General features: G+C 45.9%; 21 protein-coding genes. 7 read left to right on the top strand and 14 right to left on the bottom strand.

Annotated features, from left to right (window positions below; genetic code table 11):
- Positions 1 to 118 precede the first annotated feature (118 nt).
- Positions 119 to 901, top strand: coding sequence for a TSUP family transporter (locus SPICA_RS11740; RefSeq protein ID WP_013969704.1), 783 nt, complete (start codon positions 119 to 121; stop codon positions 899 to 901).
- A 7-nt stretch (positions 902 to 908) separates the two neighbouring features.
- Here the strand turns inward: SPICA_RS11740 and SPICA_RS11745 are convergent, their stop codons facing one another.
- The 7 genes from SPICA_RS11745 to SPICA_RS11775 all read right to left on the bottom strand — a co-directional run bounded on the left by SPICA_RS11745 (position 909) and on the right by SPICA_RS11775 (position 9,861).
- Positions 909 to 2,912 carry a transglutaminase-like domain-containing protein gene (locus tag SPICA_RS11745; RefSeq protein WP_013969705.1) on the bottom strand — a complete coding sequence of 668 codons (2,004 nt, stop codon included), beginning with the start codon at positions 2,910 to 2,912 and terminating at the stop codon, positions 909 to 911.
- A complete protein-coding gene (locus SPICA_RS11750; protein ID WP_013969706.1) occupies positions 2,899 to 4,125 on the bottom strand; it encodes a DUF58 domain-containing protein in 1,227 nt (408 codons plus the stop codon). Before SPICA_RS11750 ends, SPICA_RS11745 begins: the two co-directional genes overlap by 14 nt.
- 8 nt (positions 4,126 to 4,133) lie before the next feature.
- Positions 4,134 to 5,087, bottom strand: coding sequence for an AAA family ATPase (locus tag SPICA_RS11755; protein ID WP_013969707.1), 954 nt, complete (start codon positions 5,085 to 5,087; stop codon positions 4,134 to 4,136).
- A 49-nt stretch (positions 5,088 to 5,136) separates the two neighbouring features.
- The gene (locus tag SPICA_RS11760) at positions 5,137 to 6,189 is read right to left on the bottom strand and encodes an ABC transporter permease subunit (protein WP_013969708.1); all 1,053 of its coding nucleotides are present in this window, start codon (positions 6,187 to 6,189) and stop codon (positions 5,137 to 5,139) included.
- Entirely contained in the window at positions 6,173 to 7,246 is a 1,074-nt protein-coding gene (locus SPICA_RS11765; protein ID WP_013969709.1) for an ABC transporter permease, read from the bottom strand. Before SPICA_RS11765 ends, SPICA_RS11760 begins: the two co-directional genes overlap by 17 nt.
- The gene (locus tag SPICA_RS11770; RefSeq protein ID WP_013969710.1) at positions 7,233 to 8,744 is read right to left on the bottom strand and encodes a sugar ABC transporter ATP-binding protein; all 1,512 of its coding nucleotides are present in this window, start codon (positions 8,742 to 8,744) and stop codon (positions 7,233 to 7,235) included. The genes SPICA_RS11765 and SPICA_RS11770 overlap by 14 nt, the downstream gene beginning before the upstream one ends.
- Positions 8,745 to 8,835: 91 nt before the next feature.
- Complete coding sequence (locus tag SPICA_RS11775; RefSeq protein ID WP_013969711.1) at positions 8,836 to 9,861, bottom strand: substrate-binding domain-containing protein; 1,026 nt, start codon at positions 9,859 to 9,861, stop codon at positions 8,836 to 8,838.
- Positions 9,862 to 10,162: 301 nt separating this feature from the next.
- Between SPICA_RS11775 and SPICA_RS11780 the strand changes: the two genes are divergently transcribed.
- Genes SPICA_RS11780 through SPICA_RS11790 form a run of 3 tightly spaced genes read left to right on the top strand, consistent with a single transcriptional unit; the run spans position 10,163 to position 14,279 of the window.
- Positions 10,163 to 11,137 (top strand): ABC transporter substrate-binding protein, encoded by a 975-nt coding sequence (locus tag SPICA_RS11780; RefSeq protein ID WP_013969712.1) that lies wholly within the window; start codon positions 10,163 to 10,165, stop codon positions 11,135 to 11,137.
- On the top strand, positions 11,094 to 12,638 hold the full coding sequence (locus tag SPICA_RS11785) for a sensor histidine kinase (RefSeq protein ID WP_013969713.1): 1,545 nt from the start codon (positions 11,094 to 11,096) through the stop codon (positions 12,636 to 12,638). Before SPICA_RS11780 ends, SPICA_RS11785 begins: the two co-directional genes overlap by 44 nt.
- Before the next feature lie 15 nt (positions 12,639 to 12,653).
- Positions 12,654 to 14,279: a response regulator gene (locus tag SPICA_RS11790; RefSeq protein ID WP_013969714.1), complete on the top strand. Its 1,626-nt coding sequence runs from the start codon at positions 12,654 to 12,656 to the stop codon at positions 14,277 to 14,279.
- A gap of 106 nt (positions 14,280 to 14,385) precedes the next feature.
- Here SPICA_RS11790 and SPICA_RS11795 read toward each other — a convergent pair whose 3' ends face one another.
- The 4 genes from SPICA_RS11795 to rpiA are packed head-to-tail and all read right to left on the bottom strand — an operon-like array spanning position 14,386 to position 18,075.
- Positions 14,386 to 16,104 (bottom strand): AMP-binding protein, encoded by a 1,719-nt coding sequence (locus tag SPICA_RS11795; RefSeq protein ID WP_013969715.1) that lies wholly within the window; start codon positions 16,102 to 16,104, stop codon positions 14,386 to 14,388.
- Between the two features lie 12 nt (positions 16,105 to 16,116).
- On the bottom strand, positions 16,117 to 16,671 hold the full coding sequence (locus tag SPICA_RS11800) for a helix-turn-helix domain-containing protein (RefSeq protein ID WP_013969716.1): 555 nt from the start codon (positions 16,669 to 16,671) through the stop codon (positions 16,117 to 16,119).
- Between the two features lie 18 nt (positions 16,672 to 16,689).
- Entirely contained in the window at positions 16,690 to 17,334 is a 645-nt protein-coding gene (locus SPICA_RS11805; RefSeq protein ID WP_013969717.1) for a DUF6062 family protein, read from the bottom strand.
- A 39-nt stretch (positions 17,335 to 17,373) separates the two neighbouring features.
- Complete coding sequence (gene rpiA / locus SPICA_RS11810) at positions 17,374 to 18,075, bottom strand: ribose-5-phosphate isomerase RpiA (protein ID WP_013969718.1); 702 nt, start codon at positions 18,073 to 18,075, stop codon at positions 17,374 to 17,376.
- Between the two features lie 46 nt (positions 18,076 to 18,121).
- Here rpiA and SPICA_RS11815 point away from each other — a divergent pair, with 46 nt between their 5' ends.
- A complete protein-coding gene (locus SPICA_RS11815) occupies positions 18,122 to 19,276 on the top strand; it encodes a SpoIIE family protein phosphatase (protein WP_013969719.1) in 1,155 nt (384 codons plus the stop codon).
- 7 nt (positions 19,277 to 19,283) lie between these two features.
- On the opposite strand, the gene aroE is transcribed toward SPICA_RS11815, so the two are convergent.
- A complete protein-coding gene (gene aroE, locus SPICA_RS11820; protein ID WP_013969720.1) occupies positions 19,284 to 20,780 on the bottom strand; it encodes a shikimate dehydrogenase in 1,497 nt (498 codons plus the stop codon).
- Positions 20,781 to 20,790: 10 nt separating this feature from the next.
- On the bottom strand, positions 20,791 to 21,267 hold the full coding sequence (locus tag SPICA_RS11825) for a hypothetical protein (RefSeq protein ID WP_013969721.1): 477 nt from the start codon (positions 21,265 to 21,267) through the stop codon (positions 20,791 to 20,793).
- Between the two features lie 108 nt (positions 21,268 to 21,375).
- Between SPICA_RS11825 and SPICA_RS11830 the strand changes: the two genes are divergently transcribed.
- Both SPICA_RS11830 and SPICA_RS11835 read left to right on the top strand, forming a co-directional pair.
- Positions 21,376 to 23,139, top strand: coding sequence for an AMP-binding protein (locus SPICA_RS11830; protein ID WP_013969722.1), 1,764 nt, complete (start codon positions 21,376 to 21,378; stop codon positions 23,137 to 23,139).
- Between the two features lie 4 nt (positions 23,140 to 23,143).
- A complete protein-coding gene (locus SPICA_RS11835) occupies positions 23,144 to 24,121 on the top strand; it encodes a hypothetical protein (RefSeq protein WP_013969723.1) in 978 nt (325 codons plus the stop codon).
- Here the strand turns inward: SPICA_RS11835 and SPICA_RS11840 are convergent.
- Positions 24,118 to 25,149 (bottom strand): PASTA domain-containing protein, encoded by a 1,032-nt coding sequence (locus SPICA_RS11840; protein WP_013969724.1) that lies wholly within the window; start codon positions 25,147 to 25,149, stop codon positions 24,118 to 24,120. The genes SPICA_RS11835 and SPICA_RS11840 overlap by 4 nt on opposite strands.
- Positions 25,150 to 25,154: the final 5 nt, after the last annotated feature.

Raw genomic sequence — 25,154 nt, forward strand, 5'->3', positions numbered from 1 at the left:
ATATCAACAGGTGCCTCTAAACACTCGGTTAGATTTAAAAGGCGCCTCGACATTCTTGACATTATTGCACAATATTGAAATATTATATATAAACAATATTATATACAAAGGAGTTTTTATGTTTTCTATAACCATACCAATATTACTGAAGGGTTTCCTTGCAGCCTTGATTGTCGGTTTTGTTACAGCTTCTATCCGTTCCTGGGTAGACCGGGTCTTTCTGGTGATCATGCTTACCGGCATTGTAGGCCTGCCTATTGTGCAGGTTATCCAGATCAACTTAATGGTTGTTGCACTGGCCGCATTGCTGGCTCTTTTCCGCCAAAGAAAACACCTGCATGGGGCGGTTCCTCCCGGCTCTCACGAATGGCTGCTTATCACCATACCTGCGGTTATAGGTGGTATTACAGGCAGGGCTCTGGCATTTCAGACAAAGCCAATTTTATTACTTGGACTGCTTGGCATCTATGCCATCCTGGTGGGTTTGCGCATTTTTATCATTAAACCCCTTTCTGAAAAGGAAACAAAAGCCCATCCTGCATGGTTTATTCCGGTGAGTCTTGGAAGCGGGTTCCTCACAGGACTCTTATCCGCTGGAGGGAAACCCTTTGCGGTTCCGCTCTATAACAATGCCATGGGGCATCATCCTCAAAAAGCCTATGCCCTGGCGACTGTGGCCGTAGTAGCCGCCTCTTGGACCGCCCTGGGAACCCAACTGGTATTAAACCTCCCCACATGGCCTCAGCTGATTATGGCATTGTATGAATTTATTCTTGTGACCCTGGTAGCTCTTATAGTTCAGAAATTCTGGAACGAAAAGCTTGCCAAGGTAGTGAACTTTGCTATAGCCCCCATCCTACTCCTGGTTGGGATACGATTTCTGCTTACTGCAATACGGTAAAGCTTTATCAATGTTTACGTGAGCTCAGATTGGGACCAAAGTGATATTCCAGATGTTCCTGGACTAATTGTTCCAGATCCCGTACTTTTTGCCCCTCGGATACCGAAAGCACCCGCTGCTGCCATTGGAGCCAGCCAGTCAATTCGGGTCCGGGGATGCCCCGCCGTTTTGCCTGCAGAACACGGCGTCTAAGGCGTGTCCGGACATATCTCCGACGATCTCCCCTGCAATATATCTGATACAGAACTAGCAGAATCAGTACAGTGACAGGAACGATAAGAACGATCTGCCAGAATCGGTCCGTGTCTGCAAAAGAGCGATTGGCAACAGCCCCAGTAGTAACGGCAGGCTCAGCAGGGCGTGAAGGAGCAAGAGCCGCGGGTATACGATACGGAGAGGGTTCGATCAGAGAACTACCCGGGGTAGGATCGAATCGTAACCACACACCACCGATATAGATTTCAGCCCAGGCATGGGCATCGGTGCCTCGAATCAAGTCCCGCCCTCGCCCATCCAGTTGCACCCGAAACCCTTCCACAATCCGGGCGGGGATACCAAGCTGTCTCAGGAGAACCACAAAGGCACTGGCAAAATGGAGACAATAACCCTGTTTTTCTTCAAAGAGAAACCGTTCCAGGGCTAATGATCGGGGTCCTCCCTGAACCTTTTTTGAATAACCATATTGTTTCTTGAGATACATCTCCACAGCTTTGGCAACAGCCAGTATGGTTGTCGTATCTATAGTTCCGGGTCGCCATTCCTTGGCGAGCCTGGCGATACAGCCGCTGGGATCAGGACCGGGATTGAGATACCACACCGGATCCCCACCTTGTATACCCAGTTCGATAGCGGTCTCAGGATAGGTTTCAGTCTTTGAGAGGGCGACCTCTACCAGAGTTCCCTGTTCGATGGGACTGTCAAATCGGATACCACTTTGCAATGTAGCAATCGTAATCGATAGCAGGGGTGTTTTTGGGGAAGCAGCTTGTACCATAAAGCGGGAAGCATTTGAAGGCAGGGGAAACCGATCATAGTATTCGCCCACAAAACGGAGCCGGAGAACCGGCAGAGGCTCCGTAAGGGCGGCTCCGTTCATCAACCTGGGATCTTGTATATAGGTATCCTCTGCCCAGCCATCAGCGGTACGGAGCTGATAGGTTGCGGATGCAAGATAGATCACCTGGTCCGGTGGGCCTTCGATTTCGAACATAGGTGCTGATGTAAGGTCCAGTCGGTTGGAAAAACGGCTCACACCAACATCGAAGCCATATCCTGGTACATCCATAAGGAGCGGCAGGGTGGGAGCAAGCTGAAGTGCCAGAGGCGTTACATCGATTCCGGGGAGACTGATATCCGTACCCTGGGTTTCGAAGATCGGCACCAGAGGGGCTAGACAAAGTACGACGATACCAAAGGGAAAACAGACCGAGCCTGCAAGGGATAGCAGATGTCTGATTGTTTTAAGACGAAAGCGCTGTATATTCATCACTATGAAAAGCACTATCCCCATGCCCAGGGCGCCAACAAACCCTGTGGTTTGACTGAATAGGATTGCCCAGGTAAGGAGGCTTACCATCATGAGTGTAATGGTTCCTGCGATGAAACCATAATAGAGTATCAGCATGGAGGAGACAACTGTCATAAAGCCATACACCAGGGAGGCGAAATAGGAAAAGAAGCCCCTGCCGCGTCCTTGCCGGACCATGAGAAACCATACTTCAGCCAGGGATCGTCTGCTTACATTAAGTAGTACCATGATGAGAAGGAGTCCAAGCCCCAGCCAGAGGAAGCTCGTTATTTTGATAAACCTCTTGGCGGCGTTTTGAGTTTTCATCAGTACTGCTAGACCTATACTGACTGAAGCCCAAACCAGGGGGATCCAGAGGGGGCCTGTAGCATGGAGGAAGTAAGCCAGCAGGATCGGGGGACCCAGAGCGGGCAGAAGCAGCACAATCCAGAGTAAGAGCGATCGCAGTAAGAACGATCGCAGCCAGGGCTTATTCAAGGGCATGGGTAATTCCTTCATTTCCCTGCCGGGTATCGAGTACTTTACAGGGAACCTGGGATTGGTTCAAAGGCAGTTGTTCCAACAAATCCATAGTTTTTTTACGAACCATCTCTACGAGAGAGGGTTCAGGAACGATGATAAGAAGTATTCCATAACCTTTGAGGAGCCGGTGCTCCAGTACTGCATATAGATCAGGGCCGGTTGCACTGGCAAATTCAAATGGGGTCTGTAAGGTTACCAGTAAGGTCGCAGACTCTCCATCCCATGCGGCTTGAGGAAACCGGCTGTCATTAAAGAGTATACTGGTAGATTGGTAATAGAGCGCTTCAAATGAAGCGAGGTCAGTGATGGTATAGGATTCAAATTCACTGCTGCAAAAGAAATCGGTAGGAATTCCCTGTTCTGCCATATACCGGAGTACCGAAAACACAAGGCTCACTGCCATATCTTCTGCTATAAGGCGTTCCTCCTCCTTGTGAATATGTGGTGGAGGCCTCGCATCAAGGACGACGCGGAGTGCTGGGGCAGTAGCTTTTGCTGTCCGATAGGCACAGGGTATACCTGTTGCTGCAAATCGCTTCCAGGCGATTTGCCGTGCCCCTTCTCCATGGTGTAAGGGATAAACCGATTCGAAAACCCCCACATCTTCCTGACCTCCACCGGTACGTAGTCCAGTTTCACCGCTTCCCATAAAAATGGACTCTAACGCCTGAGAGAGGGGTATGATTTCAGGATACACATAGAATATTCTTGGTTCTACGGTGTAAGCGAACTGAAACAAACCCAGACTATCTTTAAAGATAAACCGTTCTACTCCTACCGCGTAGATTCCCCGGTAGGCACAGCAGAACGTGGTGGACCAGGTTGTGTTCGTTTTTCCCCATAAAAATACCGGTTCTTCACTGGCACCGGCAAGACCGGGACCCTGAAAGGTAAACTGACAGATAATACCGCAGGTGGGCAGTATTCCTTCGTAATGGAGGGCAAAGGTATACTGAATTGCTTCGCCCCGTACAGGATGGTCCGTCGAAAACTCTTGATGGAACCCGAACTTCAGGTAACTGTACCAGACCTGAATCAGAGAAACCGATACCAGAACAAGGGGAAAGAGCACCATAACCCGGGAAAACGGGCCTGCCAGTCCCGGCAAGCTGTTGGAAAGTGCTATAGAAAAGAGTAAAACTGCAATTCCCAGGGGAGAAATGCGAATGCCCATAGGTTTTGTTATAATCCGGTAGGTTTTCGTATCCTGGAAACCAGTTCCGATACAATTGCAGATGCCTGTTTGCCCGCCATCCGGCTCTGGGAAGCCAGCACAATACGGTGGGCCAAGGTTGGTCTGGCCAGGGCTTCCACATCCTCAGGGATGACAAAGGTCCTCCCCTCGTACAGAGCCCGCACCTTGGCAGCCTGCTGGAGGTAAATCCCCGCACGGGGGCTTGCCCCGAGTTTTATCTCTGCTGCAGTACGGGTCGAACGTACTATCTCCATAATATAGGTCCTGATCGAATTACTGATATGGACAGACCGAACCCGTGTTCTCATAGCTGTTACTGTTTCAGGGTTTGCTACCGTTTCAACTATCCCCAGGGGTTTTGCTGTCTCATTCCGTTCCAGAATGAGCTGTTCGTGGTCAATGGAAGGATAACCGATAGAAAAACTCAAGCCAAAGCGATCTAGTTCCGCTTCAGGAAGCGGAAAAGTCCCGACAAAATTTTGGGGATTCTGGGTTGCGATCATAAAAAAGGGGTCCGGCAACGGCATCGTCCTTCCATCAATACTGATGGAACCCTCCTGCATTGCCTCAAGAAAGGCTGATTGGGTCCGGGGGGATGCCCGGTTGAGCTCATCGGCCAGAACAAAATGAGCGATAATTGGGCCCCCCTTGAATACAAATTTCTGTTGGTTACTGTCCCATACCGAAAGACCCAAAACATCGGCAGGCAATAAATCCGGCGTACACTGTATGCGGGAAAAAGTCAGCCCCGCAGCCCTTGCCAGTGACAGGGCAAGGGTTGTTTTTCCGAGACCGGGAATATCTTCGATAAGTACATGCAGTGCGCCAAAGAGACCGAAGAGAGCCAGCCGCACCACGGAGGCGTCGCCTACAAAGGCAGAAAGGACCGCATCCTCAATATCATGCATGATAGCGGTAGCCTGGGCTTGTTCAATATTCATAGAACTATTGTAAACCATTACCAGGCTTTTGTATCTGGGGCCTCATACATTAATGCCGCAAAATGGCCAGTTTAAACTTACCACTACTCCTGAGCCATACTACCGCACTTTGCATGACAATAAATATATACAGCAAAAATCCGCTCAATATGGCCTGATAGTTGGAGTTAACCCCGGCAGCACGGATTAACTCATTGATAGTAAGCAGCGTTAATGCTCCAACAGGGGAGCCCAGCAGATTCCCTACCCCACCGGTCAGCATCGTTCCACCGATAATAGATGCAGCGATGGCTTTCATTTCAAAACCCGCAGCATTGCCCACATTTCCAGCCCCGGTAGTCATAAGATACACAAAGCCTGCGATTCCCGAAAGCAAACCACTGATAAGATAGGATATGAATTTGGTCTTTTTCACATTGATACCAAGCATGAGCGCACTTTGGCTGTTCCCTCCGACAGCATAGAGATTACGGCCTAACCGGGACCAATTCATCATAATCACAAGAATTACAATGAGCACAAATACAACCACCGCGCCGATTTTAATCTGAAGCGGCATAAAATTACCGAGCCTATTGTGATTCCCCAAAAAGGGAATCACAATATTATAATCCCTGAGTGCTACAAAGGGTTCATAGGTAACATTGATGGGATCCTTATGAATGGTAGTTAAAAGGCCATTTGCTAAGAACATGCCTGCCAGAGTAATGATAAAGGGCTGAATCTCAAGATAGGCTATAATAAAGCCCTGAAGCAATCCAAAACCAAGCCCGATAGCTAGTGCAAGCAGCATTGCAGAACCGACTGTTCCTGTTTTCGATTCAAGTAACACTGCACAGCCCATAGTAACCAGGCCGGTGACGGCTCCGACAGAAATATCTATACCTCCACCAATCATGACAATACTCATACCAAGGGTTAATATGATGAGGGGAGCATTGAGACTAAAGAGGTCAAAAAAGGTCTGAAACTGCAGAAAACTGCCCGGGAACCGGAGGATGGCAAATCCATACATCACAATAAATATGATTGTTGCAATTATAAAGAGGAGATTCGAATTTGAAATTGCTTCCTTAGTTTTTTTCTTATTTTGTGATTGCATCCGATACCTCCTTCGTAATTTCCGGACTTATCCTGGTCCGTCTGACCACTTTGCTGACATAGGCTCTGACCACAGGGGAGGCGATAATCATGAGGATGATAATAAAAACCGCCTTAAAAGCCTTTATCGTTTCGGTACCAATTTCCAGTCTCAGCAGGGTTCTGTTCAGTACTTCTATGGTATAAGCACCGATTATTGATCCAGCAATGCTGAAGGTTCCACCCGACAGGGCATTCCCACCAATGGCTACTGCAAGGATGGCATCCATCTCAATAAATTTGAGAAGATTAACACTGTCATGCCGACCTGCTTTCGATACAGCGATAAAACCAGCAACGGCGGTGCAAACACCAAGAATCATATAATTAGTAAACTTTATCAGTATCGGATTAATACCATTTAGCCGGGCAACTCCCTCATTAATTCCCACAGCCTCCGTATAGAGTTTCAGATTGGTTGTTTTCAGGATAACTGCAATAATAATGATGAAGAGGACTGTTAAGAGTATTGGTGTCTGTATAGGAATGCCAGGAATAACACCACCGATCCGGCTTATCAATTCATTTGCAAGAACGGGCGACAATTTGCCATCAATCAGAAAAGCTATGGACCTGCCTGCAGTAAACAGAATGAGGGTTGCAACCATAGGTTGAACCTTAAAAATAGCAACCAGAGAGCCGTTAAAGGCACCAATGAGAATTCCCACCAAACAACTAGCAAGGAAACCTGTGAGGATCGTGAACCAGGTAATCGGTCCGGAATTACCGGCATTCAGTACAACCTGAACAAATACCGCAGAGGTAATCGCACCGGAGACCCCAACACTGATATCCTGCCCCCGGGATGCAGCGGTAACCAGGGTCATACCAATTGAGATAATGACAAGTTCTGCGGCACCAAACAGAATATTGGGAATATTACCATACAAGGCACCATTAATCAGGGTAATCGAAAAGTAATCGGCCCCCTTAATGAGATTAATGACGATGAGGATCAGTAAAACTGATAGTGGAAGGAGCAGGTGTGTTCCATGACCTTTCGTTTTAAGCATGCTCATACCCACCTCCTGCTATGACATGCATGACATCGGCCTGGGTTACATTGGTACCGGTCAGTTCTCCAACAATTTGACGATCTCTCATGACAATGAGTCGTGAACAGGTTCTGAGCATTTCTTCTATTTCTGATGATATAAAGGTCACACTGACCCCCTCTTCAGCCAGTTGCAATACAAGTTTCTGAATCTCCACTTTCGTTCCTACATCGATACCCCGGGTAGGTTCATCAAGAATAAGATACTGGGGATGAGTAAGGAGCCATCGTGCAAGTATCACCTTTTGCTGATTTCCGCCTGAAAGGGATTTTATCGGCGTATTGGGTGAAGGCGTTTTAATTGAAAGCTTTTTAATAAATTCCCGGGTAAATGTTTCGGCCTGTTTTTTCGATAGCGGTTTAAAGAAACCTTTGAGTACCTGAAAGGCCAGAATAAGATTATCCCGAACCGAAAGGTCTGCAAGAATGCCTTCACCCTTTCTATCTTCCGGCAGATAGCCTATTCCCAGTTTCATTGCATGTATAGGTTCTTTTATATTTACCTGTTTACCATTCATCATGGTTTCGCCGCCGGTTACTTTATCTGCGGCATAAATTGCCCGAACACTCTCACTTCGTCCTGAACCAAGCAAACCGGCAAAACCATTCACTTCACCTTTCCATATTTTAAAGTCAAAGGGTTGTATATCAGAAACACTCCTGAGGCTTTTGGCTTCAAAGACTGGTGCATCCTGCTCATGTTTCATTATTCTTGGTTTTTCCATGTGTTCGACATCATCCAGAGCCTTACCCATCATTTTGGAAACAAGCTCCAACTGGGAAAGGGAAGAGGCTTCATATTCACCGATCAAGTTTCCATTACGCAATACGGTAATCCGATCACTAATTTCATAGACCTGATCAAGGAAATGGGTGATAAAAATAATACCTACCCCTCTCGATTTAAGTTCTCTCATCAACTTAAAAAGCTTGATCACCTCATCTTCATCAAGCGAAGAGGTTGGTTCATCGAGAATGAGAATCTTACAATCCATATCAACAGCCCGGGCAATCGCAATCATTTGCTGAACCGCAATGGAACAGCTCGATAGCTCCTGGGTTGGCCGGGCAGGAATTTCGAGAGAGTTAAGCAGGTGAGCCGCTTGTTCATTCATACGTTTCCAATTAACTAAGGATGAATGCCCACGGCCAATAAACATATTTTCAGCGACGCTAAGATTTGGACAGAGACTGATTTCCTGATAGACCGTTCCAATGCCGCTATTTTGCGCTTCTTCAGGGGAACGAAAGTGCACAGACTCCCCTTCTACAAACATACTTCCAGCGTCTTTTTCATAGACGCCAGTTATAATTTTAACCAGTGTAGATTTTCCTGCCCCATTCTCGCCCATAAGAGCATGTACTTCACCCTTTCTAAGGGTAAAATCTACATTTTGCAGAGCCATGACTCCTGGAAAGGATTTGCATATCCCCTTCATCTCGAGTATTTTTTCTGACTGCACCTAGTTACCTCCTTTTCCTCTCCAGTTCAGATACATAAAGGGCTTGCAAAAGTGCTGTCTTTTGCAAGCCCAGAAACATGAGCGAACTACTTTATTTTGTTATTACACCTTTACCAGGATCAGCATTAATACCATATTTTTGGATGATTTCGTCGGTAATGGTCTTGGTATCAACGGCCAGTTCTTTCTGATATACGATTCCCCTGGGGATTTCCTTCCCCGCTTCTAAATCCTTAATCCAGCTGGAAATTTGTGCAGCCTGGCGGGGATTGCACTGTACATCAAGATCCCAATAGCCAGCCTGAACATTCCGAAGGGCAAAACGGTTAAAATCAAAACCAATAATTTTAACCTTACCATTCTTGCCATGGGAGATACCTGCTGCATCCAGAGCCTGTACAGCACCTTGAGCCATACCATCGTTCTGGGCATAGATAACGTTAAAATCTTTTCCAGCAGTAATAGCAGCTTCAACAACTTTTCGGGCTTCTTCGAGGCTCCAGCTATCTCCACCTGTACCATCGGCTACGATTTTTACCTTTCCTGCATCACGAGCCTTTAAGACTGCAGCACTGCGGCCTAACTCAGCAGCGGAACCTAACTGACCACGGATTAGTACGATATTGTAGGTACCCAGGTTCTGACTTAAGAGCCAATTCATAGCAAGATCCCCTTCGTAGGCCATATCGGATACGAGAGCAGCAATATAATTCGAGGAATCAGTCTGGATAAGCCGGTCAAAGAGGAATACCTTTACACCTGCAGTTTTGGCAGCCTTTAAAACATTGTCCCAGCCCGATGCATTTGCCGCAGAGATCAACAGATAATCAACACCGTCCCGAATGTATCCCTGTGCTGCTGCAATCTGTTCGCTGTTATCACCCGTATTGGTCTGTTTGGCATCGTAGCCATTTGCCTTGGAAAAGACTGTATTCATGTCTTCCACGTTAGCCTGCCGGTATCCTGATTCTTCTGGCGGAAGATTGACTATGCCAACCTTGATCAGTTTTGTCCCTGCTGAAGAACCTTCCTGCTTTCCGCTTGCAAAGATCAATGCGGGAGCCAGAATGAGCAGGACCGACGCACAAAGAGCGCTGATGACAGATCTTCGTTTCATCTCGTTCACCTCTTTTCGTAAAATAGTGAGACCTACATCTCATCTATCATTAAAAGACACAAAAACAGAATAGGCTACCTACATCCTTTTGCAGTTATTACAATCTTTTTCGATCCCAATGAATTCAGACATAGAGAACTTTATTATTTTTTGAAAAAACTATGTTATTTTTAGATTCTTTCGATTTTGTCATTCACCACTGCATATGAGAACCACAATTTGACAATAGTAGGAACTCAATATATGATAATTTGCCTGCGTTATCGTAAACATATTCAGATACACTAAAAGGGGGCAATACATGAATAGGTTTATTCGTGGCATGCATGCCATCCTTTTTACAATGCTCCTCTTCAGTTGTAACCAAAGCCGTCATGTTGGAACTGAATCAAAACCTATTGTTCTGGGCTATTCCCAACTAGGGGATGAAAGCACCTGGCGAACCCAGAATAGCCGATCCATCATGGATGCCGCAAAACGGTCTGGCATTAAAATTATGTTCGATGACGCGATGCAAAAGACAGAAAATCAGATAAAGGCAATCCGATCCTTCATTGCTTATAAGGTTGATGTTATCGCCTTTTCGCCCCTTGTAGAAACTGGATGGGACACCGTACTGGAAGAAGCTAAAACAGCGGGGATTCCGGTCATAATTGTCGACAGGATGATTAATACCACCGATGACAGTCTCTATACCTGTTCCATCGGCTCAGATTTTGATTTAGAGGGACGCCGTGCAGGGGAATTTCTTATCAAGAAATTCCACGACAGGCAGAGTCCAGTTAGAATTGTCGAAATAGGGGGGACGGCAAATTCTACACCCGCCATCGGCCGTTATGAAGGTTTTCGGAGCATTATCTCATCGGATCCCAAATTCCAGGTAATCTTCAGCGAAGATGGAGACTTCATGCGAAGCAAAGGTAAGGAAATTATGCAAAAGATTTACCAATTATATGATCCTAAAACGATTGATGTACTGTATTCCCATAATGATGATATGACCTTTGGCGCAATCGAAGTGATGGAAGATTATGGTATACGACCAGGAAAAGATATTGTCATAATATCAGTGGATGCGACACAACGTATTATAGACTATCTTAAGGCGGGTAAAGTTAATTGTGTTATTGAATGCAATCCCAACTCAGGGCCTCTGGTCATGCTCGTTGCTCATAAAATTGTTGCCGGTGAAAAAGTGGAAAAACATATGTTCATAGAAGAGAAAGTCTTTGATGAGTATACAGACTTTTCGACCATTGCAGACCGAGGATATTGAGAACACCCTTATGAATGCAGGAGAACATTCCAAAAAGCATCATATACTACGACGATTGCATACAAACAGCATTCGCAAAACCCTACGGGTAACCAATATTGTTATTATCATTGCAACGCTTGTACCATTCCTTATCAGTAATCTCTATTATAATATTATTTTAAATCAATATCAAAACATTATTAAGAATGTTTACAGCGCCAACAATCTGTCCAGCCATCTGCAGGATGAAATGTATACAACCATCTGGAATGTGGTATCAGGAAAAACCAAATTCGAGGATAATTCACAGTATCAATTGATGAATAACATCAGAGACCGCCTCAATGAATTGGAAAAAAACGCTACCAGTGAAGATAACAGTTACCTGATCCGGGTAGCCCGGAATACACTCGACACAATAGAGGGATACATCAATAAGATAGGTGAAAACATCATAGCGGGACAACCGGTACGGGAAAATGAGCGGCTCCTTGAAGAAATACGATCGGTCAGCGAACTCCTGTATGATGTGATTCAGAAATTCATTGCCGCAGAAATGGAAATTGCCCATATCCAAAATACCAAAATACAAAGGTCACTGGAACTTATGACGGTATTTCAGATGATACTGTTCACCTCAATTCTTGCTTTTCTTATTATAAATTATAAAAAGCTAAATCGAAGTATTAATATCCCCATTTACCGGTTAAAAACTATGGCATCTCAGATTGCCAAGGGAGATCTGTCTATCCGGGTTGAGAAACCGGAAATCAGTGAACTGGATGATCTTACGGATAGTCTTAATACTATGGCGGAGAAATTGGGTATGCTCATTGCCCAGAATATACAAAAACAGCAGAATTTACAAAAGGCAGAAATGAAAGCGCTGCAAGCACAAATCACCCCTCATTTTATGTACAACACCCTCGATACAATCCTTGCGCTGGCAGAGGCGGGGCAAAACAAAGATGTCGTTACAACCACATTGGCCTTATCCAATTTTTTTAGGCTCTCATTAAACAAAGGCCGGGATTGGGTCTCTGTAGGAGAAGAAATATCCCACGTAGAAAGTTATCTTTCCATACAAAAAATGCGCTATGGGCCTATCCTTGATTATGAAATTGATATAGACAAGACCATGCTTAAAGAACCGATGCTTAAAATTCTACTCCAGCCGCTCATCGAAAATGCAATTTATCATGGAATAAAAAAGACCCGCCGCCCAGGTTTAATCATAGTACATGGGAGTCTGCAGACAGATCATCTAATGTTTGTTATTGAAGATAATGGGTTGGGTATGGAAGAAAGCACATTAGAACATTTACGGCAAAATTTGTCACACTATGATGTTTCAAATCCTGAAAGTGGATTCGGTTTATATAATGTATATAAACGGATTCAATTGTATTACGGAACCAATGAAGGACTTTCCATAGAAAGTCAGTACAATAAGGGCACCAGAGTAACCCTCCGGCTTCCCATCATTACTGATTCAAATAACATGCAAACGCCATTATAGGCAGGAGAATATACTATGCATACCCTATTCCTCGTTGAGGATGAGCCATTAATTCGTGAAAATATCCGCAATGCTATAGTAAACAGCAATGAACCTTATGTATGCATTGGTGAAGCAAGCGACGGAGAACTCGCCCTCTCGATTATTCAGGATTTAAAGCCCGATATATTGCTTACGGATATCAAAATGCCATTTATGGACGGCATTACCCTTGCACGTCATGCAAAAGCAATCATACCCTGGATCAGAATTATTATTATCAGCGGCCATGATGAATTTGAGCTTGCCCAGCAAGCAATTCGTATTGGAGTAGATAACTATCTATTAAAACCTGTAACTGAGCAGGATCTTTTTGAGGCTCTTCATAAAACCAGCGACTTAATTATACAACACAAAAAACAAAGCACCTCATACCTCAAAGACATCTCTGATGAAGAAATGCTAAGAACAGCATTGATGAGTGCCTTTCTGGAACAGATATGTAGCGGCGAAATTTCGGTAGATGAAACTATCCTTCGTTCTAAAGAATTAGGGATAGATATAATCAGCAAACAATATGCGGTAATGATCATGCTTGCAGAAGGAAAAGGAGGATACCCAAGCCGCCAGATACTAGCATCTAAAATTAAATTTCTTCTTACACAAAACCAGGACGTACTGTATTTCATGAGTGGGATAGATACAACCGTATTCATTATTAAAGGTTCTACAGAACAAGAAATTGTAGAAAAAGCCTACAATACAGCCCAGACCATTAAACATGAAATTGAAGATGATGGTTCGCTAATGACGACCATTAGTATTAGCAGTGTTATCAATCGAATCAGCGGTATCCGAGATGCTTACCACGAAGCCTGTCTGCTCTTAAAGACCTTTGGACAAACCAATAGGGGGAAAATATTCTGTACAGGAGATATCGAAAAGCTTGATAGTACTAAGACATCGGTAATTAAAGATCTCTTTAATCTTAACCTTGAAAATAGAATCAAGTTTGCTGTTCCAGAGGATATTCCCGTCATAATCGAAGACTTTACGAAAAACCTCGATGCCAATGAATTACATAACTTTCTATATCGTTATTATATTCTAATGGACCTGATTAATATCGCCATACACATTATTCAAACCTTTAATCCAGATATGGATCCTAATAAAATTGCCAGCTATTTTGCCAATCTTGAGCAGGTATTCAAATCTGCCATCTCATTGGATGAATTTAAAGAACTCGCTACACAAATTTGTTTAAAAACAATAGAACTTCGAAATGTCGGTAACAGCAGTCACCATGTAAAACTGGTACGACGGGCCTGCGAATATATCCAGAAACATTACAACAGTCCTGACATTTCTTTGAATACCGTTGCCGCCCATGTCGGCTTGAGTCCAGCCCATTTCAGCACCATTTTTTCCCAGGAAATGGCAAAAACCTTTATTGAATACTTGACTGATATCCGTATAGAGAAAACTAAAGAATTACTTGCCACTACTGATGAGAAAATTATAAATATTGCGTTCAATGTTGGATACAATGAACCAAATTACCTGAGCTATCTATTTAAGAAGCGGGAAGGCTTAACCCTGAAGGAATACCGGCTGCAAAAAAGACCTCTGGCAGCAAAGTTTCAATCTCCTGAATTGTAACATGCTGTCAGCATAATCCAGGTAATTTAAATTGCTGCTAGTTGCTGTTCCACACCGAGCCCCCCCAATAAATCTGCGGAACGATAGGTTTTCGAAGCCTGTATCCTTACCGATCCTGCTCCCGAATCTGAACCCGGCGGATTTTACCACTGATAGTCTTTGGCAGTTCCTTTACGAATTCGATAACTCTGGGGTATTTATAGGGAGCAGTGGTCTTTTTGACATGCTCCTGCAATTCCCGCTTTAATGCTTCGCTGGCTGTCCAGCCTGCCGCAAGGACAATGGTAGCCTTAACTGCCATACCCCGGTCCGGATCAGGCACACCGGTAACCGCACACTCAAGCACCGCCGGATGTTCCAGGAGGGCACTTTCTACCTCGAAGGGCCCGATACGGTACCCTGAACTCTTGATAACATCGTCGGCCCGGCCTACAAACCAGAGATAGCCGTCTTCGTCTTTCCAGGCCATATCGCCGGTATAATACACATCGTCGTGCCAAACCTTGGCGGTGAGTTCCGGATCCCGGTAGTATCCGGCAAACATTCCTGCGGGGCGGCGCCGGCCGGTACGGATGACAATTTGGCCCTCTTCACCTACTTCGCAGGATGTACCATCTTCTCTCACCAGGTCGAGGTCGTATCCAGGGGCGGCCTTACCCATGGAACCTGGTTTTGGCTGCATCCAGGGGAAGGTTCCTGCAACCAGGGTCAGTTCAGTCTGGCCGTAGCCCTCCATCAACTTAAGCCCTGTGGATGCTAAGAATTGATCGTACACCTCAGGATTCAGGGGTTCGCCGGCAACAGAACAGTGTTCCAGGGCGGAAAAATCGTATTTACTGAGGTCCTCTTTGATAAAAAAGCGATAGACCGTCGGGGGAGCGCAAAAACTGGTTACCCGATGGCGGCTAACGACTTCGAGCATGGCCGAGGGATCAAAGCGGTCGTAATCGTACACGAAGACGGCGCATTCGCAGATCCATTGGCCGTAAATTTTACCCCAGGCGGCTTTGGCCCAACCGGTGTCTGCCACGGTTAGGTGCAGACCGCCCTTCTTGACCTGCTGCCAGTATTTCGCCGTGACAATGTGGCCCAGGGGATAGGTAAAATCGTGGCGTACCATCTTGGGCATACCGGTGGTTCCCGACGTAAAGTAGAGGAGCATGATGTCCCCATTGCTGGTGCTTTCATTTCCGGTGGGCCGCGTAAAGTGGGGCGAAGCGTTTGCTACAGCAAGATTAAAATCCTGCCATTCCAGGCGTCGGCCCTGGAATTCCACAGGCCGATTCTGGGCTGGGTTGATGGAAGCATCGGCATGGACAGAACGGACATAGGCACGGTAGCGAAGGGTCGGCGATGAGACCGCCGCTTCATCAACATGGGTCATAACTGCATCATCATCGACACAGATGATACCGACGATATCGGCGGCCTTGCAGCGGTAGACAATATCCTTCGTGGTTAATAGATGGGTAGCCGGAATCGCAACGGCTCCGAGCTTATGCAATGCAAGCAGGGTCGGCCAGAATTCATAACGCCGTTTAAGAATGAGCATAACCGGCTCCCCCTTGCGGATTCCCTCATGCCGAAGTACGTTAGCGGTCCGGTCAGTGAGTTCTTTAAGCTGGCTGTAGGTGAATGAAGCCTCTGCACCCCGTTCATCGCACCATACGAGAGCAGGAGCATCCGGGGTACGGCGGGCTAATTCATCCATCACATCGTAGGCGAAATTAAAGTTTTCAGGAATCTGCAGGGCAAAATTGGCCACAAAATCTTCGTAGGAGGAAAATTCGGTTTTAGAAAGATATCGATCAAGCAAAGTATTCATAACAACATCCTTTTATATGATAACAGCTAAAAATCTGACCCGTTTCCCGCCAAGGGCTTTCATACCGTGAGGTTCGGAGGCATCGAAATACACCGAGTCACCCTGGCCCAATTCCACTTCATGACCGCCAATGGAAACAAGCATCCGGCCTTCCAGGACATAGTCGAATTCCTGACCGGGGTGGCTGTTTAATTCCAGCGGTTTCTGTTCCGATTCCGCTTCTATTTGCACGAGAAAGGGTTCAGCTTTACGATGCTGAAAGTTGTAAGCCAGGCTCCAGTATTTATAGGGACTACGGCGCTCGACCTCGGGCCCCTTTTCATGGCGGGTTACACAGTAGGTGTGGAGCCGCGGGGCCTGACCGGTGATGAGTTCGGTTAAGTCTACTGAAAAAAGGCTTGCAAGTTCATAAAGGGAACCTACAGGGATATCTGCAGTGCCGGATTCCCAGGCCTGGTAGGTTTTCACATCGACAGCAAGCTTTTTAGCCACAGATTCTGCGGATAAGCCATTAATGTCCCGTAATGCCCGGACCCGCTGGGCAATTTCCTGTATCTTTTCGTTCATAAACCATCACTCCTTGTTTCACTCAATTGTACCCCGAAGGGTTCGGGCTAGTTCCTTCCAGACAATTTTATCTGCTTCAGGCAGGGCTGCGAACTGGTCCTGTTTCCCATAGGCAGAGAGATCGATGAACCGGTTCACCCGTTCCAGCAGGGTTTTAAATTTCTGCTCCTGAAAATCCCGAAGCCAGGTGGGTAATTTTTTTCTTAGCCGTAGGAGCTGTTCATAGTGGGGCGCACAGAGGCCTTCTGATAGGGTAAACTTCCGCTGTAGTTCAGCTTCTTCCGGGCTTTTTCCAGTTGATTCGGCTAAAAAGGAAAGATATTCCTTTTCAATCCGTTCCTGTTCCACACAGATGGGGCACACGGCCTTGGGTTTCCAGGGCTTATTTTTCAGAAATGCTTCGATCCGGTCTTCGAGGATATCCCGACCGAGAATGGCCACCGCAAGGCCATCCCGGAAATTGCTTAAGTTTTTAGAGTGTTCCCGGCAGAAACCTCCGGCAGCCCGGTGGGCTGCCCGGAAGGGCCGGTCAGAAATGTGTTCAAAGAGCATGTTGTCCAGATACCGCCAGGTCCGTTCGTTTACGATACGACAGAGGGGGCATCCTTCCTGTTCACAGGCCTTTTCCAGTTCAAAAAAGTTGATGTGTTTATCGATTGCCACAAGCACCTCCTGGGCAGATATATTCACGTCCCGACTGGTTTATTCCCGCTGTTCCACAGACCCATTGGCATGACCTATAAAAAGGCGGGGATGTTTCCGGGTAAAAAGGCCGTTTTCGACCACCCCGGGGATCTGGTTTATCCGGCTCTCCAGTTCTTCAGGGTCCATCGGCGCGGGGAAGCGTATATCGAGCAGGAGGTTTGCGTGTTCGGTGATGACCGGCCCTGCCTTCCTGACCGCTTCGCGGAGCTGAACCTCCGCACCAAGGGCTTCCAGGGCCCGCTCTACCGGCACGCGGGCTTCCGGAATGACCTCTACCGGTATGGAAAACTTAAGCCCCAGGTGTTCCACCACCTTGGTTTCATCAACCACGATCGCATAGGATTTAGATGCATAGGCGACAATTTTTTCGACCAGAAGAGCGCCGCCGCCGCCCTTAGTACACCTATTTTGAGGGTCTACTTCATCGGCACCATCTATGGTAAGATCAAGCTCTCCACCAATTTCTTTTGAGTTCAGGGTATAGAGTGGTATACCCCACTGTTCGCAGGCAATGACGGTCTGAAAGCTCGTCGGAACCGCCAGAATGTTTTGTAAGACTCCTTTTTGCATAAGTTCCCCGATATAATACACCGCTGGGATTGCAGTGGATCCTGTGCCAAGACCCAGTTTCATCCCACTTCGGACAAGACGGTCCACCGCAGCGCGGGCTACCAGTTGTTTTATTGCTTTCTGATCCATACCGGAACCTCCACAAAGACTCGCTTTTTGCACTATACTGTACCTTGTGAATACATGCAACGATGAATTTTTACTAGAGTCCATTAGCTATTTTGATGTTCTGGAACAAATGCAGGATGGGATTTTTATCGTAGATAGGGATTTTACCATCCGCTACTGGAACCCCGCCGCAGAGCAGATCCTGGGCTATCCGGCCCGGGAAGTCTGCGGCTGGGCCTGTTCTACCCTGGGGCCTCTGTGCAAACGGGATGCCTCGGGAAACCCCCTCTGCGGGGAGGGCATCTGCCCCCTGGCATTATCAGTAAAGGGGGGCTATACCGGCCGCTACCCCAGTTATGTGTTTATGAGAACCGCCGATGGGCGGGAAGTTCCCCTATCGCTTTCTGTAAGCACCTTAAAAAACAAAGAGGGCCAGGTGGTGGGCGGCATCGGCATGTTCCGGGATATGAGCGAAGAATACGGCCAGCTGAAACTGGTGAGCGAAATACAAAAAACCATGGTTACCACCGAACCCTTCGCTGTGGGGCACCTACGGATCAGCACCCTCTTTCATCCCCTGGAAGTCACCGGCGGAGACTATGTGGAAGCCTTTAGAACAGACACAGGACTTTTGGTAGCTTCCAGCGCCGATGCGACCGGCCACGGGGTATCGGCGGCCCTTTTTGCAATGATTTATAAGACCCTGTTTCATGGAAGCCTTAAGAGCACCTATTCACCTGCAAAAATGCTGGAACTCATCAACCGGGACTTTATTCAAACTTCTACGGTGGAAGGGTATTACCTGACCGCATCGATCATTGTGATGGATCCGAAAAAGCGGACCGGTTATTTTGCCAGTGCGGGGCACCCCATGGCGCTGATATTCAGGAGACGCCACGGGGTGCTGGTTCCAGAGCCGATTCGGGAGCGGTCCTTCATGATTGGCATGGTAGAAAATTGCAAATATCAGGAAATTCCCTTTAGCCTGGACCCGGGGGACATACTCTTCCTTGCTTCCGACGGAGTATATGAGGCAGAGGATGCGAATGGCATCCCCTTTGAAATTGAGGGGGTTACGGCCTTTTTCGCCGATTGGATCACCGAAGAGGAGCGCAACCTGGAGGACCTGTACCAGGTGCTGAAATCCCGAAATCCTTTAGGTCAGCTTGCGGACGATGTCAGTGCCCTCATGATTGAATCCGACAATATCGAAGGGCTTTAGAGCACGGTTAGAGTGGGTATTCCTGACCCGTAAAGAGTGAAAACTGCAGTTTCGCCTGCCGCAGGAGCATGTCATAGCCATTCAGGGTTTTACAGCCCGCCTTGGCGGCCCGTTTCAGCAGTTTCGTTTCCTCTGGTTTGTAAATCAGGTCCATGACCACTTCTTTACCCCTGAACTTATATAATTCTATGGGGTCTTCATCGATGTTTGGCTCCATCCCTACCGATGTGGTTTGGATGATGATATCCCGATAGTGATCGATAAGCTCGATGCCCCGGGCATCCAGGCCGGCCCATGCGAAATTAAGGGGTTCGGCAATTTCCTTTGCCCGAAGGGGAGTCCTGTTCAGAACGAGCGCCCGGCCTTTAAGACGGTGAATTTCAGAAGCTACCGCTTTAGCAACACCACCAGCACCAATTATGGTTACCCGTTTAAAAAGAAGATTTGGTTTCCCGATAAATTCTAAAAGGGAATCAGAAAATCCTTGGGCATCGGTATTATAAGCAGCCCAACCCTGAGGGGCACGAACCAAGGTATTGCAGGAACCAATTCGATCTACCTCTGGCGAACGTTGGGAACAATAGGTCAACACAGCTTCTTTGTGGGGAATGGTTACCGACAGTCCTTGAATATTGAGAGTCTCAGCAAGATTAAAAAAAGATGATAAATCTTGAACAGGAAATGGAATATACACTGCATTCATTTTTAATCTGCTGTAGCCCTCATTATGGATCTGTGGACTTGCTGTAGCTGAAAGAGGATATCCAATGATACCATAAACTTTTGTCTTATGATTAAGTGAACGGAAGCGATAGGTATCTACCAGCGTCCTTGGATCTAGCTGTCCAGGACCAGCAACCTGGATCTCCGAATCAGATTCGATCTCAGCGATGGGACTAGTAAAACTGAGGTGGGAGCCCAGTCGTTCAGCTAGAATTCTGGTACTTACTCCATGGGGACCCATGGCAATAAGAATTTTCTCCATATCTTTAGTTGAGTCAGCAACTTTAAAAAGGCGAGCCACATCATCATAATTGTGAGGCATTACTGCGACCTTAGCAATTTCATCACCGGTTCTGCGTAAACTGCGTAATTTCTGTTCCAGGTTTTCATCAACCCCATGAAAATTATGATAGGATCGGATAATCTTAGTCCCAAAGGTTCTTGCAGCTTCTTCAAGACTGGGAACATCTAGATCTTCTTCAAGATCTACATAGGCAAAATTCCGGCGCTGGTCCGTATCAGCAAAGGCAAGACCAGCAGCCAAAAGAACAATTCGGGCACCTTCTCCTTCTTTAAAATTTCCACCATCTATCTTTCGACGAACCGTAAGAATGGTAGGAATTCCTGCTAAAGCAGGAAATCTTCGTATGTAAAATCGTTCATCAGGATCAAGGAAATCGACCCGCAGTTCAACTACATCAATATAGGCTCGATAACGATCTACAAGTTCAAGATCCTTTACGATGGTTTTGCCAGTAAGACATAAACAGACCTTTGCCACAGAGAACTCCTTAATAATCGGGGCGATATACAAAAAGACCATTTACCTTATGCTCTTCCGTTAACTGTACTTTCAACCGTAGGGGCCAACCGCGGCTCGGAAGACGAAATATGAGATAGGTATCCTGTTGTATAAGGGGTTCTCCTAATACCGTTAAAACAATTTCTCTTGAATCCCCTTGCTTTATACCATATCCTTGGGGTACTGCTATCTGCCAAACTCGATTCTGATACCAGTATAAATCTATTCCTTCATAACTAAAAACCACATCATCCTGCCAACTTTCCTGCCCCCTCACTGTGTAGACGGCCATGGGACTGCCAAACTGGGTAATTATACTTTGAAGGCTTGCACCAACAAGCCATGAAGGATCCTGAAGAAGATCTAAACTGGTATCATAAAAATTTGTTTGTGCATAGCTTACTACAAATACATTACATAAGAGGGTAAATAAAAAGGTACATCTCTTTATCCGATAGAAATTCATGATTCTTAATCTACCGACCTAATTAAGATATCGCAAGAGGCTTGCAACTTTTCCTTTACAATTGGGTCATAACATAGCACTATTATTAATTATGGAGAAGAATTATCTATGGTACGTTTAGAGCGCAGGACCTTAACTGAATTGGTGCAGGCATCATCATTACGTTTTGCTAAAAGAACAGTATTTTCCCTTTTTTCAGAAGGAACTTTATCAAATCTAGTCACTTATGAAGATTTTGGAAAGCTCAGTACTGGAGTTGCTAGTGTTTTACAACAACTGGGTCTTAAAAAAGGCGACAGGGTTATGCTTCTTTCGGAAAATCGTCCAGAATGGCCAATAAGTTACTTCGGTATTTCCCTGGCAGGAACTGTTATTGTACCAATCCTTACTGATTTTATTGCTGAACATATAGGAACAATTGCTCGACATGCAGAGATTTCTGCAGTGTGTGCCACCGAAAAAACCCTTGCTAAGATTAAAATCGCAGGTATTTCTGAGGATATTCCTCTTCTTCGGATTGATGAAATGGACAGCCAGGGTATCATGGTTTCTATTAAGGGGCAGGAGGTTAAAATGGAATTCAAGCCCCTTATTCCTTATAAGGCACAGGAAGATGAGGTTGCCACTATCATTTATACCTCTGGAACAACTGGCAGCAGTAAAGGGGTCATGCTCAGCCATCGGAATCTGATATTTGAAGCCCAGGCATGCCGAAGCATTATAAAGATTTACCCTCGGGATAGGTTCCTTTCGGTATTACCCCTAGCCCATACTTATGAATGTACGATAGGTATGCTTATTGCGGTTCTTAATGGTGCAAGCACCACCTATCTTGGAAAAGCTCCCACACCAGCTATTTTGATGCCAGCCTTAGAATTAATACGACCAACTATTATGCTCACGGTTCCGCTCATTATTGAAAAAACCTATCGTACCAAGATAAAACCTTCCCTGGAAACCCATCCCCTTTATAAAATACCCCTAACCAAACCTCTCGCAATAAAGGTTGCCGGAACTAAGTTAATTGGTTCTTTTGGAGGAGCCATACGATTTTTCGGTATTGGAGGTGCAGCCTTGGCAGCGGATGTAGAAGATTTTTTACAGCGAGCAGGCTTTCCTTATGCAATCGGTTATGGTCTAACCGAGACTGCCCCCCTTTTGGCAGGAGCACCACCTTTTAAGTCGGTGCTTCGTTCCACCGGTCCTGCCCTTAAAGGGGTAGAGCTGCGCATTGTGGATCAGAATGGGCATATTGTTGGAGGAGCGGGGGCTCCCAAAGATGCACCAGAACACGCAGAAGGAGAAATTCAGGCCAGAGGACCTAATGTCATGTTAGGGTATTACAAGGATCCGGAAAAGACCGCTGAGGTCTTTACCAGTGATGGATGGTTCAAAACAGGCGATCTGGGCAGTATGGATAAAAAGGGCAGACTCTTTATCCGGGGGCGTCTCAAGGCTATGATACTTGGTCCTTCGGGAGAAAATATCTATCCAGAAGAGATCGAAAGTATATTAAATAGTTCAGGTTACGTGGAAGACTCTCTAGTATATGCCACTGAAAAGGGAGAGCTGGTAGCCCTGGTAGTTTTAAGCGAGAAGGCTAAAACCATGTTTGCCGCCACTTCTGATATACTACATGAGGCAGGAAAAACCCTTGAAACAACAGCCCATAATGTCGGACAAGCAACTCAGCATGCTGCCCAGGGAACGATACAGGGGATCCAACATCTCTTACAAGAATTAAAAAATACTACAAATAAACGGCTCGCAGGCTTTTCCAGAATTCATCGGGTAGAGCTTCAGGATGAACCTTTTGAAAAGACCGCTACACAAAAAATAAAGCGGTTCCTTTATCCGAAAAAGAAATCCTAAAGCTATGACTACAAAACCGCTTGGAGAACGATATTCTACAAAAGCTACCCTCAGGGTAGCCCGCCGGGTAGACGAAGTCTTTTCCAGTCTCCAGTCAGTCCCCTTTCTGCGAACACAAGATAAAACGGAATTCCGTTATTTTAGGCGGTTATTTCTTTCAGCTTTAGAAAAAATTGATCAGCGGATTATTAATGGAGAGCTCGTCCCATGGACGAAAACCGAAATTAATGCCCTCTATGAACAGGTTCAATATTGCCCACCCTGTCATGGATTGAAACAACCGATGGAACACTGTTTACTAGTCCATCGGCGTACCCTGCATATTGGTGTTTTTATTGGATCCTTTGATCCCTTTCAGATGACCCATCTAGAAACAGCCCTCCGGTTCTTGTCAAAGGGATTGCCGCCGGCGGATGTAGTCTTTGTCATACCAGAAGGGGCCTATTCATCCACAAAACCAGGCAGATCCGATTATAATTATCGTTTTGATATCTTAAAACGGCAGATAGAAGATGCCTTTCGGCCTTTTATTATTCCCCTCAATATTGGTAAAAAGGCAGACACCATCGAAATCATCAGCAGGCTAATTCAGCTACTTTGTGGTTATACAATTGAATTAACCCATATACTGGGTTCAGACATGTTTCCCCTGGCAGCTAAATGGTACGCCAAGGATCTTGCAATCTGGGAACCAATTGCAAAGGAACATAATGTCAATTTTCATTTCAGAGCTTTTGTTGTAAAACGGAACAAGGATGATGATATTATAGAAGCTATCACCATGGCAAAAACTCAAGGGATTCCAGTTCAGGTTGACCCTAAACCGATCGGAACACCCTCATCTACCCATCTGCGAGAACATGGTTTTTTTACCATCATATTCCCCACCTTAGAGGTCATAGAAAAACTAGAAGTCGTGTTCAGATATGGGATGCATCGTCATTGGCTTATCGAAAACCCACGACCGGATTATGAAATCTAGTCTCCGGATACCTCTTCCCGTACCAATTCCCGGTTAAGTACCGACAAAATTAATACAGTTCCTTTGGGGACCTGGTAGGGAACTGTAAAGGCCCCCCCTGGGTGGTTTATGGTCAGAATCTTTCTCCGTTCTCCTGTAGGAAGCAGTGCTTCAAGTTTCACTTCTAACGGATAGGGATATTCTGGAAGTGTTTGAGTAAAGAGTCCAAAGACTTCATTATTGGGGACCTTTGTTGGTGCTGCAACGACTAAATCTAACCGAGTATTGGCAGCGACCACAGCCTGTCCTGCCGGTAACTGGGAAACCACAGTTCCAGGAGTTTCCCGATTTTGTACTGGTCGGATCGAGCAGACAAACCAAACACCAGATTGACGTATTCTATCCAACGCATCCTGAATGGGAAGTCCCACCAGATCAGGAATTTTAATCATAGCGTTTTCCGGACCACGACTTACAACAAATTCGAGACGAATTGGACCATCTATATCGGCACCAGGTTCAGGTTTTTGTTCAAGAATAGTGCCGGCAGGCTGAGTAGAATATTTATAAAGCGGCGGTTCCCGTAAACTTACCAAAGCTCGGTTCGAAGCAGAAAAAAGGGTTTGCAGGTGCATCTTTACATCATCCAAATTCTGTCCGATGTAATTCTCAATTTTATCAACTACCATACCACGACTGACTACAAGTTTTATTCTACGACCAGCTTTAACAATCGCCCCTGGCCCCGGATCTTGTTCAAGGATAGTTCCCTTATCTGCTGGATTATCGGAATATCGTAATTGTATTTTAGGGTATAACTCCTTTGCCTGCATCTCTAGTAAAGCTATGGTTAATTCTTTACCTTTCACGTTAGGTACCATAGTCTGTTCTGCACCCCGGATAGTCAGTATAAAAACTGTCATCGCAATAAGGGAGACAAACACCAATATGGCAATAGTAGCGGTAATAAAAAACCGAAGATGATTACTAACATAGGTTTCTATTGCATCAAAATCTATATCGATGTCAAATCGATTGAAAAAGCGCATACGGT

Origin of the sequence: Gracilinema caldarium DSM 7334, assembly GCF_000219725.1 — a bacterium.
In the GTDB taxonomy this organism is placed as follows: Bacteria; Spirochaetota; Spirochaetia; order Treponematales; family Breznakiellaceae; genus Gracilinema; species Gracilinema caldarium.

Coding starts and splice junctions, on each gene's coding strand:
- SPICA_RS11740 (WP_013969704.1), top strand. CDS start 119: ATGTTTTCTATAACCATACCAATATTACTGAAGGGTTTCCTTGCAGCC.
- SPICA_RS11745 (WP_013969705.1), bottom strand. CDS start 2,912: ATGCCCTTGAATAAGCCCTGGCTGCGATCGTTCTTACTGCGATCGCTC.
- SPICA_RS11750 (WP_013969706.1), bottom strand. CDS start 4,125: ATGGGCATTCGCATTTCTCCCCTGGGAATTGCAGTTTTACTCTTTTCT.
- SPICA_RS11755 (WP_013969707.1), bottom strand. CDS start 5,087: ATGAATATTGAACAAGCCCAGGCTACCGCTATCATGCATGATATTGAG.
- SPICA_RS11760 (WP_013969708.1), bottom strand. CDS start 6,189: ATGCAATCACAAAATAAGAAAAAAACTAAGGAAGCAATTTCAAATTCG.
- SPICA_RS11765 (WP_013969709.1), bottom strand. CDS start 7,246: ATGAGCATGCTTAAAACGAAAGGTCATGGAACACACCTGCTCCTTCCA.
- SPICA_RS11775 (WP_013969711.1), bottom strand. CDS start 9,861: ATGAAACGAAGATCTGTCATCAGCGCTCTTTGTGCGTCGGTCCTGCTC.
- SPICA_RS11780 (WP_013969712.1), top strand. CDS start 10,163: ATGAATAGGTTTATTCGTGGCATGCATGCCATCCTTTTTACAATGCTC.
- SPICA_RS11785 (WP_013969713.1), top strand. CDS start 11,094: ATGAGTATACAGACTTTTCGACCATTGCAGACCGAGGATATTGAGAAC.
- SPICA_RS11790 (WP_013969714.1), top strand. CDS start 12,654: ATGCATACCCTATTCCTCGTTGAGGATGAGCCATTAATTCGTGAAAAT.
- SPICA_RS11795 (WP_013969715.1), bottom strand. CDS start 16,104: ATGAATACTTTGCTTGATCGATATCTTTCTAAAACCGAATTTTCCTCC.
- SPICA_RS11800 (WP_013969716.1), bottom strand. CDS start 16,671: ATGAACGAAAAGATACAGGAAATTGCCCAGCGGGTCCGGGCATTACGG.
- rpiA (WP_013969718.1), bottom strand. CDS start 18,075: ATGGATCAGAAAGCAATAAAACAACTGGTAGCCCGCGCTGCGGTGGAC.
- SPICA_RS11825 (WP_013969721.1), bottom strand. CDS start 21,267: ATGAATTTCTATCGGATAAAGAGATGTACCTTTTTATTTACCCTCTTA.
- SPICA_RS11830 (WP_013969722.1), top strand. CDS start 21,376: ATGGTACGTTTAGAGCGCAGGACCTTAACTGAATTGGTGCAGGCATCA.
- SPICA_RS11835 (WP_013969723.1), top strand. CDS start 23,144: ATGACTACAAAACCGCTTGGAGAACGATATTCTACAAAAGCTACCCTC.
- SPICA_RS11840 (WP_013969724.1), bottom strand. CDS start 25,149: ATGCGCTTTTTCAATCGATTTGACATCGATATAGATTTTGATGCAATA.